The organism is Rhizobium sp. RSm-3 (assembly GCF_001854685.1).
Lineage (GTDB): Bacteria > Pseudomonadota > Alphaproteobacteria > Rhizobiales > Rhizobiaceae > Rhizobium > Rhizobium ecuadorense.
In genome coordinates, this window is the sequence record NZ_MAWZ01000015.1 from 96,563 (window position 1) to 106,381 (window position 9,819).

The following is a 9,819-nucleotide window of genomic DNA, read 5'->3' on the forward strand; positions in this document are numbered from 1 at the left end:
TGGCCGCTGCAATGGCTGATGGCTGACGGAGTTCGTCCTCAGGCTTCCACCGGGACGTCGGCTTTAACGCCTTCATCCCTCGGGATCCTGAACCAGGCGACGTAGAGCGCCGGCAGGAACAACAGGGTGAGCGCGGTTCCCACAACGATGCCGCCCATCATGGCATAGGCCATCGGCCCCCAGAAGATCTCGCGCGAGATCGGGATCAGCGCGAGGGTGGCAGCCGCGGCTGTCAGCATGATCGGCCGCATGCGGTGCTCGGTGGCCTCGATGACCGCCTGCCAGGCCGCGACACCTTCGGCGCGCAGATGCTCGATCTGTACGACCAGGATGACCGAGTTGCGGATCAGGATGCCGATCAGCGCCAAGACGCCGAGGATCGCCACGAAGCCCATGGGCGCGTTGCTGAGCAGGAGCGCCGCGACCACGCCGATCAGCGCCGTCGGCGCCACCGCAAAGACCAAGAAGAGGCGGCTGAAGCTCTGCAGCTGGATCATCAGGATCGTCGCCATGATGAACAGCATCAGCGGAGCCACCGCCGCGATCGGCCCCTGGGCCTCGGCGCTCGATTCGACCGCGCCGCCCACTTCCACCTTGTATCCCACAGGCAGGTTCTTCTGGAATTCCTCGACCTTCGGCTTGAGCTGGTCGACGATCGTGGCCGGCTGCGTCGAACCGATGACGGCCGCCTTGAGGGTGATGGTCGGCTGCCGGTCACGACGCCAGATCGTTGGCTGCTCGAGCTCGTAGCGAAAGTTCGCCACCGCCGAGAGCGGCACGACCTTGCCGTTCGAGGTCGAGAGCTGCAAATTCTCAAGCGTCTGGATGGAGTCGCGCTCCGAAGCCCTCGCCCGCCCTATGACGTTGACCAGGTAGATGTCGTCGCGGATCTGCGTGGCGGTGGAGCCTTCGACGATGCCGTTGAGAGCGGTGGCGATATCCTCCGAGGAGACGCCGAGCTGGCGCGCCTTGTCCTGCAGCACATCGACCTTGACCACACGTGAGGGCTCGTTCCAGTCCAGCACCATGTTCGACAGCAGCGGATGCGTGCCGACGACGCCGGCAAATTGCTGGGAGACATCCCGGACCTTCTGGATATCGGGGCCGCTGATGCGGTACTGGACCGGCTTGCCCACGGGCGGGCCTATATCGAGAAGCTTCACGAAAGCGTCGGTGCCGGGGAAGGTTTTCGTCAGATAGTCCTGCAGGTCCGCCCGCACCTTGTCGCGCACGTCGAGGCCCTTGGTGACGATCACCGTCTGTCCGAACGACACGTCGGGCGTCTGCACGTCGAAGGAGAGGATAAAGCGCGGGGCGCCCTGGCCGACATAGGTCGTCCAGTGGTCTATATCCTTGTTGCCGGCCAGCATCTCCTTTTCGAACCTGGCCATCTGTCTGTTGGTCTCGGCAATCGAACTGTTGTGCGGCAGGTTCCAGTCGATGATCAGCTCAGGCCTGTCGGAATTGGGGAAGAACTGCTGCTGCACCAGCCCCATGCCGCCGATCGAGAGGCCGAAGACGCCGACCGTCAGAATGATGGTGATCCAGCGCCAGCGCATCGCCAGCCCCAGAAGCCAGGAGAAGACGGCGGCAAAACGACCCTTCTTTTCGTGATGCGACTTCATGGTCTTCGGCAGGATGGTGACGCCGAGGAGCGGCGTGAACAGCACCGCCACGACCCAGGAAACGACCAGCGAAACCGCGATGACCACGAAAAGCGTGAAGGTGAATTCGCCAGCGGCGCTGTTGTTGAGACCGACGGGAATGAAGCCCGCGACGGTGACAAGCGTTCCCGTCAGCATTGGAAAGGCGGTCGAGGTATAGACGTAGGTGGCAGCTTTCCTCAGATCGTCGCCCGCCTCCAGGCGGGCCACCATCATTTCGACGGCGATCATGGCGTCGTCGACGAGCAGCCCGAGCGCGATGATGAGCGCGCCAAGCGAGATGCGCTGCAGCGAGATGCCGGAATATTCCATCACCACGAAGGTGATCGCCAGCACGAGCGGTATGGAGATCGCCACCACCATGCCGGCGCGAAGGCCAAGACTGATGAAGCTGATGACGAGCACGATGACGATCGCTTCGAAGAGCGCGCGGGTGAAGCCCGAAACCGCTTCATCGACGACCTGCGGCTGGTCGGAAACGCGGTGGACATCCACGCCGATCGGAAGATCGGCGACGACGCGTTTCATCTGCGCGTCGAGCCCCTCGCCGAACTGCAGCAGATTGGCGCCCTGCTTCATGCCGATCGCAAGCCCGATCGCCGGCTCGCCGTTGAAGCGAAACAGCGCCGACGGCGGGTCGACATAGCCGCGCTTGATCGTGGCGACGTCGGTCAGCGGGAAGAATCGGTCGTTGATGCGGAGGTTGATCGACCGCAGGCTTTCCTCGGAGGAGAACTGTCCGCTCACCCGCAAGGCGATACGCTCCGGCCCGGCATCGACGAAGCCGGACTGCGTGACGGCATTCTGCGCCTGCAGGGTCTGGATGACCGACTGCTGGTCGATGCCGAGGGCTGCGATCTGGCGGGTGGAGAATTCGAGATAGATCGCCTCGTCCTGCGCGCCGATCACATCGACCTTGCCGACATCGGGCACGGTCAGAACTTCGGAGCGGGCATTTTCCACGAGATCGCGGAGCTGGCGCTGGCTMAATCCGTCGCTGGTGAAGGCATAGATGTTTCCGAATACGTCGCCGAAGCGATCATTGAAGAAGGGGCCGACCACGCCGGTCGGAAAATCAGACTTGATATCGGCGATCATGTTGCGGATGCGCAGCCAGGTCGGCGCAACATCCCGAGCCTTGGTCGTCGGCAGCAGTTCGACGAAGACGGTCGTCTGGCCGGCAACGGTCTCGCTCTTGGTGTAGTCGAGCGATTCCAGTTCCTGGAGCTTCTTCTCGATCCGGTCGGTCACCTGCCGTGTGACTTCCTCAGCGGAAGCGCCGGGCCACTGGGCGGTGATCACCATCGTCTTGATCGTGAAGTTCGGGTCTTCCTCGCGGCCGAGGTTCAAATAGGAGAAGGCGCCGGCGAGAATGAAGACGATCATGAAGTACCAGACGAGCGAACGGTGTTCGAGCGCCCAGTCGGAAAGATTGAAGGACTTCACTGGCTGATCTCCTGGTCGATCCTGATGGCCTGGCCATCTTCAAGTTTATGCACGCCGGCCACGGCCACCCGTTCTCCGGGGGCGAGCCCTTCGATGACGCGGACGGTATCGCCGTCGGCGACGTCGCCGTCGATCTTCACGCGGCGGAGCGAGACCTTCTTGCCGGGCACATCGACGATCCAGACGCTCGGACCGTCGGTACCGGCAAGGACTGCGGAAGACGGCAGCACGATCTCTGGATCGGCAGCGATGGTGGCCGAGGCCGATATCACAGCGCCGAGCCTGAAGGCTTCAGGCGGGTCGCTCAGCGCAATCTTGGTCCTGCTCGTGCGCGTGGCCGTCTCCGCCTCCGGCGCGATCTCCCGCACCACCCCCGATGTGCGAATTGAGGGATCGAGCTGCAGCGTCACCTCGAAAGGCGCGCCGACCTTCAGTTTCTGGGCGGCGCCCTGCGGCACGTCGACCACGGCGTCACGCTTGTCCGGCCGCGCGATCGTGACGACGGTCTGGCCGGCAGAGACGACCTGCCCGACCTCGGCCGAGGTCGCCGTCACCACCCCGTCGAACTCCGCCTGAAGCTGGGCATAGCCGAGCTGCTCCTTGGCCTTGTCGAGATTGGCCTGCGCCTTGGCGACGGCAGCGGCGGCGGTCCGTCTCCCCTGCTCGGCCTCTTCGAGCGCGGCCTCGGTGCCGGAGCGCGACTCCAGCAACGCGCGCTGGCGCTGCTCGGTGGTCACCGCGTTTCTGAGCTGGGCGTCGCTGTTTTCTACGTCGGACTGCGCGTTGCGCACGGCAAGCTCCAGCGCCACGGGATCGATGGCCGCAACCACGTCACCCTTCCTGACGATATCGCCGACGTTGACGTTGCGGGCGATCATTCGCCCGAGAATCCGGAAGCCGAGATCGGTCTCGATCGTCGGCTCGATGGTGCCGGTCAGGCTGAGGCTCGAAGCCGGCGTCTGCTTGACCGTCATCGACAGCACCGGGCGGGCCGCTTCCTCCCCGCTCTCTTCTGCCTTCGGCGAGCAGGACGAGACCAGGGCGGTGCCCACCATCAGTGCGGCTATCTTGAGACGAATACTCACTTGGAAGCTTCCTTAAGATAAGACACGATTTCACCGGGCCTGAGAAACTTGGTTCCGTCGGTCACCACGACCTCTCCTGCCGTCACACCCGATTTGACGATGAAGCTGCCGGTCTCGTAACCGGCGATCTCAACCGCCCTGACCGAAGCGGCCGACGATGCGGGATCGACGATCCAGACAGCCGGTTTGCCGTCTTTGGAGGTCATGGCCGACCAGGGCAATTGGATGACCTCCTGCGGGACGTAAGTGAATCGCCCGACGACGGGGGCGCCGAGCGGAATGGGAGCATTGCTCGTTATCGCGACCTTGACCCTGATCGTGCCGGTGGAAGAATCGATCGTCGGAGAAATCTCGCGAACCCTAGCCGCGATCTTCTGCGAAGGGTCCGACAGAAGAGTCACGGTTCCATCGCCGTCCACCGGACGCAGGAATGCGCTTTCGACCACTTCGAACACGGCGTCACGGTCGCCGTCATGAGCAAGGGTGAAGACGACCTGGGCTGCCTGCGCCACCTGTCCTACTTCGGCATTGCGGGCGGTGATCACACCGTCGGCATCCGCCTTCAAATCAGTGTAGGACAGAGTGTCCTGAGCGGTTTCCAACAGTGCCTGCGCCGACTTCGTCGATGCCTGCGCGGTCAGAAGCGCTTCTTGCGCCTGATCGAGCGCGGCACGCGTCGTCACCTGCGTTCGAAACAGGCTCTGTTGGCGGTCGTATGCAAGCTGCGCCTGGGTCTGCTGCGCCTCAGCGGACTGAAGATTGGCGGCGGCCACATCCAGGTCGGCCTTCTGCTCTTCCGGATCGATGCGCGCCAGCACCTCGCCCGCCTTCACGCTCTGCCCGACCTCCACCAGCCGCTCGACGATCTTGCCGCTGACGCGGAAGGACAGATCGGTCTGGATACGGGCCCGGACTTCTCCGGTCAGCACGCCGCCCTCGGCCAGCGGCTCAGACTTGGCCACGACGACGCCGACCTGCCGCGGGATAGGCTCTGTCGGCCCGCTCGAATCGCTGCATGATCCGAGACCGATGGCGCATACGATCGTTGTGGCGACCAGAATGGTTCTCATAGTTGACCTCTTGCTCTCAACGGCAGCTGCTATATAATTGACTGACGGATTAGTCAATGAAACTTTGCGTCGCGGGAATGAGGTGCGCGCAGCCAACAGGAGGAGCTAGGAAATGGCAGCTCAAAAGAAGCTCACAAGGGCGGAACAGAAGGCGCTGCGGCCGATCCAGATCCTGGATGCCGCCTTTGAGGAATTCGTCAAATGCGGCTTTGCCGGCACACGCGTCGAAGACATCGCTGACAGAGTCGGCGTCACCAAGGGCACGGTCTACGTCTACTTCGAGACGAAGGAAAAGCTATTCGAAGCCATGATCAACCATTTCTCCGTGCCCTTTCAGGAATTGGTCGCGATCGCCGATCGGCTCAGCGGCGGCTCCGCCGAGAAACTGGCCTCCATTCTCGGCCTCTTTTACGACCGGATCCCCGAGGACCGCGCGACGCGCGAATTGACGCGGCTGGTCATCTCGGAGGGACAGCGTTTCCCCGACCTGATCGATCGCCACCACGATCAGTTCATTGCCCCGATCATCGCCAAGATCGACGCCCTGATCCTGGAGGGCGTGGCATCGGGGGAGTTTCGCCCAGTTCCCGTGGAATTCTCCGACATCGTGGTCGCGCCCATCCTGACGACGACGGTTCTGCGGCTGATATTCGACGACCGCCGCGTGCCCACTCCCAACAAGGAGGCCTTCCTGCGGACCTATTTCGACCTGCTGTTCAACGGCCTGCTCACCAAACCTCAGTGATCGCTAAGGGCTCCTAGCGCAGCGATCATCGCTTCGTTTGCCGCAGCGCTGCGGCCGGTTTTCGCCGAAAGCCGAAAAATAGGCGAAGGCGCACGTAGCTTTTCTGAAGTCTTTATGTGAAAACATCGCGTTAGCTTGTGTCTTCGAAGGCGAAACCTCAATTCGCGACGGAATAAAGTGGAACGCAAAGTCAATCTCAAGGATGTCGCGCGCGACGCTGATGTATCGCTTAGTACGGCCTCGCATGCGCTGAACGGAACCGCGCCGCTGACGGTCGAAGTGCGCGAAAGGGTTCTGGATTCGGCCAAACGCTTAGGTTATCTCGACCGCCGCAGGAAGAAGGCGACGATCGCGGCGCTGCGCGTCCTGCTTCTTGCCATTCCGGGCGATGCCGCGCCGGAGAGCGACCTCAACCTGGTGAGCTGGACGATCCTCAACGGTCTCAGGAAGGAGTGCGAGCGTCGCGGCATCCGGATCGTGCCTTTCGTCAGCACCGGCCGGCGCATCGACGGCGCCCAGGTCAGGCAGATCGCGCTCTCCGAGCGCGCCGACGGCATCGTGGTGCTGAACGACGATCAGCCGGAGCTCATCCGCAGCCTCTCCTCCCCTGATATGCCTGTTGTCATCGTCAACGGCGAGGATCCTGCCATGCTGGTCGATACGGTGACACCGGAAAACCGCTTCGGGGCGCGGCTCGGCATCGAGCACCTGCTGGCGCTCGGACATCGCCGCATCCTGCACCTGACCTGGAAGGGCCGCACGACGATCCAGCGCCGATATGACGGTTTTTCCGATGCCTATTTCGCAGCGCAGCTTCCGGTGCCCGAAGACATGATCGTCGAGGCCGAAGGATATGAGCCTCGTCACGGCGAAGCTGCCATCAACGCACTGCTTGACCGCGATCCCACGATGAAAGGTGCCACCGCCGTCTTCTGCGCCGCCGACAATCTGGCGCTCGGCTGCTTGAAGGCATTGGCCGATCGCGACATAGGCGTGCCTGAAGCGATCTCCGTGCTGGGCTTCGACGATATCGTCCCCGGCGAATTCAGCCGTCCGCCGCTGTCAACGGTCAGCGTTCCCACTGACAAGCTCGGCGCTGCCGCGCTTGCGCTCATCGAACAGAGGCTGGTCGCCAACGACCCGCAGCGGCCGGCCCATCGCCTGGAACTCGGATGCCACCTCGTCCTGCGCGGCAGCATTGCGCCGCCGCGCTAAAAACCTGTAGGAAGACGACAGAATCTTGAGGGCTCCATAGCCCCAAATCAACGCAAGCGCTCCGCCCGCAGGCGCGTATCCCGCGGACTTTCGCCGAAGGTGCTGCGGTAGATGATGGAGAACCTGCCGGCATGGGCGAACCCCCATATCATGCAGATTTCGCGGACGGATCGCTGGTTCGTTGGATCCCGCAGTTGCTCACGGGCCGCTTGCAGCCGGATCGTGCGCAGGTAACCAGCCGGCGAGGTTCCCCTGAAGGCCTTGAAGCCCGTCTGCAGCGCACGAAGGGAAACGCCGACATCGTCCGCAACCATCGTCATGGTGAGAGGTTCTGCGATATTGGCATGCATATAGTCGATGGCACGCCGGACATGCCAAGGCGCAACCAGCGACACTTTCTTTTTTTCCAGATGGCCTGACAGACGGTGGTGGCCAAATCGGATGACGAGATGCGCGAGCGTTTCGCTCATCGTTGCCGTGGCGAGAGGAGAAGACAGAAGCGGACCGCCGTTGCGCATGCCCTGTACGATCGTCTGCACCAGGTTGCCGATAAGCTGGCCCGACTGCGTCGCGAGATCCAGGATGGGCTCAAGGTCAAGCGATTCGGAGAGCGGCGTTTCCACAAGCGAAACGAGCATTCGCCTGACGACCTGCCAGTCCAGAAAGAGAACGTCCGACCTATGCGGGCCTTGGATGAAACGATCACCGGCCTCATGGTTGTTGGCCATTAGAAGATGACCGGCGCCGCTTTCAACCACCCTTTTTCCGATCGACAATCGATGGGATCCCGTCTGCGGCAGGTAAAACGCAAGATGTTGCGGCGTTTCATCGAGCGTTCGGAGTGTCCAGGAACTCTGGTATACCGAATGAATCACCGTGAATGCCTCGGTCCTCCTCAAGTCCGCCGCCCAGGCGAAAGTCCGGTCGTTGCTCAGCGGCTGCGCGCCGAAAACCCCGTATCCTGTCGAAAAGGCTTGAACCATCGATTCGAAGTTGGTGCCTTCATGTGTCGGCACAAACCCATAACCCTCAGGCTCAAGAACGCGGGCTGTATTCTCGGGTCTCAATGAAATCATGCAACTCGATTCTTTTCTCTAGCCACACGAGACGTCATCGCGACTGGCCTGACCAATCTCGATGAGGTAAGCAGGACCGCCAACACCATGGATGAATTTCCTTGCCACTGATGGAAATAAAGCGTCCCCTCCTCTTTAGCTTCACACCTACAGTGTAATTCAAAACGATCCGAAAATGAAGTACGTTCCTCTAAACCATGTCGCGGCCCATTTTCTGCGAGACGTACAACCGGCGCGGGTTGCCTCCCGCAACGAACGGGACCTCTTGCGGTTGATCTGGAAGTCTCCGGGGATCGAGCGCTCCGACCTGACCGAGCCGCTCGATCTCACCCAGCAATCCCTGCACAGGATCGTCGCCCGGCTTCATGAGCGCGGAATGATCGTGTTTTCGCATTCGGAAGGCCGGCGGGCGGGCCCACCCAGTCCGGAGCTGACGCTGCGAAAGGATTGGTGTCTGACGCTTGGCATCTCCGTGAATGTCGGCTCGATCGGCCTTTGCCTCATGGGTTTCGGCGAGCCTCTGGAAAATATGGAAATCCCGCAGGCAGGCGCTTCGCTGCCGGCGGAGCTGGAACGGATTGAAGCGGCGGTCGAAGACATTCTTGCCCGCCGGGGCGCCACACGGCGCGACGTGCTCGGCGTCGGCCTCGCGGTCGCCGGCCACCGCATGCTGGAGACGGCCTTCAACTGTCCTCTGCCGCTCGCTCATTGGTCGCTGATAGACTTGGCGCCTTTGCTTGGGGAACTGCTTGGCCTGCCGGTCTGGGCAGACAATGTCGCCCGGACCGCAGCTTTGGCGGAAGCAATTTTCGGCGTTGGCCGTGATGTCGCGGATTTCGCTTATATCGCCCATCTTCATGGCTACGGCGGCGGCCTGGTGTCCGGAGGCATGCCGTTTCGCGGCAGCTTCGGCAACGCCGGCGAATTCTCCGTTCTCTTCGCGCGTCAGGACTATGACGATCGCCCCGCACTCGGCCAATTGCTCGAATATCTTCGCAGCAAGGGGCGCTCGGACCTAACTCTCAAGGATCTGAAGAACGAAAAGCTGGTGGATTGGGAGGGCGTTCGCGAATGGGTCGACCGCGTCATGCCGGCCCATAATCGCGCCATCAATGCGATCTGCGCGATCTTCGACCCGGCCCTCATCGTCCTTGGCGGCGAGCTTCCGCCTTCGCTGGCGAGAATGCTGATCGAACGGACCGAATTCAACAATCTGCCTCGGCACGGCGTCTTGCGCGACGTTCCCAGCCTTGCCGTGGCACAGATCATCGATGCCCCGGGCGCAATCGGCGCGGCCCTGATCCCGCTGTTCGAAACCGTTTTGTGATACCCGGTCGCCGGCAGTACCTCGATGAAGCGGAACCCGAGGAGTTGCCTATCAGAACTTGAAGCGGCCCAGGCGATCGAACCCGAGCTGCGCTATCTAGACCGTTTTGCATTTAGGTTGACCCATATCCTGCGTTTCGGATGTAGTTTGCGCATTCGTTTGGTTTGATTGTCTCTATGGTTCGAGCCAAA

General features: G+C 62.0%; 7 protein-coding genes. 3 read left to right on the plus strand and 4 right to left on the minus strand.

The window, feature by feature from the left end; genetic code table 11:
- Window positions 1-38 precede the first annotated feature (38 nt).
- From BBJ66_RS16570 to BBJ66_RS16580, 3 genes are read right to left on the minus strand one after another with little or no spacing between them, the layout of a single operon-like run.
- The gene (locus BBJ66_RS16570; RefSeq protein WP_071088416.1) at window positions 39-3,110 is read right to left on the minus strand and encodes an efflux RND transporter permease subunit; all 3,072 of its coding nucleotides are present in this window, start codon (window positions 3,108-3,110) and stop codon (window positions 39-41) included.
- Window positions 3,107-4,195 carry an efflux RND transporter periplasmic adaptor subunit gene (locus BBJ66_RS16575; protein WP_071088418.1) on the minus strand — a complete coding sequence of 363 codons (1,089 nt, stop codon included), beginning with the start codon at window positions 4,193-4,195 and terminating at the stop codon, window positions 3,107-3,109. Before BBJ66_RS16575 ends, BBJ66_RS16570 begins: the two co-directional genes overlap by 4 nt.
- Window positions 4,192-5,265, minus strand: a complete 1,074-nt coding sequence (locus BBJ66_RS16580; protein ID WP_071088421.1) for an efflux RND transporter periplasmic adaptor subunit — start codon at window positions 5,263-5,265, stop codon at window positions 4,192-4,194. The genes BBJ66_RS16575 and BBJ66_RS16580 overlap by 4 nt, the downstream gene beginning before the upstream one ends.
- A 112-nt stretch (window positions 5,266-5,377) precedes the next feature.
- On the opposite strand from BBJ66_RS16580, the gene BBJ66_RS16585 reads away from it, so the two are divergent.
- Both BBJ66_RS16585 and BBJ66_RS16590 read left to right on the plus strand, forming a co-directional pair.
- On the plus strand, window positions 5,378-6,010 hold the full coding sequence (locus BBJ66_RS16585) for a TetR/AcrR family transcriptional regulator (RefSeq protein WP_071088423.1): 633 nt from the start codon (window positions 5,378-5,380) through the stop codon (window positions 6,008-6,010).
- 177 nt (window positions 6,011-6,187) lie between these two features.
- Window positions 6,188-7,225, plus strand: a complete 1,038-nt coding sequence (locus tag BBJ66_RS16590; RefSeq protein WP_071088426.1) for a LacI family DNA-binding transcriptional regulator — start codon at window positions 6,188-6,190, stop codon at window positions 7,223-7,225.
- A 47-nt stretch (window positions 7,226-7,272) separates the two neighbouring features.
- Here BBJ66_RS16590 and BBJ66_RS16595 read toward each other — a convergent pair whose 3' ends face one another.
- Window positions 7,273-8,301: an AraC family transcriptional regulator gene (locus tag BBJ66_RS16595; RefSeq protein ID WP_071088428.1), complete on the minus strand. Its 1,029-nt coding sequence runs from the start codon at window positions 8,299-8,301 to the stop codon at window positions 7,273-7,275.
- Between the two features lie 175 nt (window positions 8,302-8,476).
- Between BBJ66_RS16595 and BBJ66_RS16600 the strand changes: the two genes are divergently transcribed.
- A complete protein-coding gene (locus BBJ66_RS16600) occupies window positions 8,477-9,628 on the plus strand; it encodes an ROK family transcriptional regulator (RefSeq protein WP_071088430.1) in 1,152 nt (383 codons plus the stop codon).
- Window positions 9,629-9,819 lie beyond the last annotated feature (191 nt).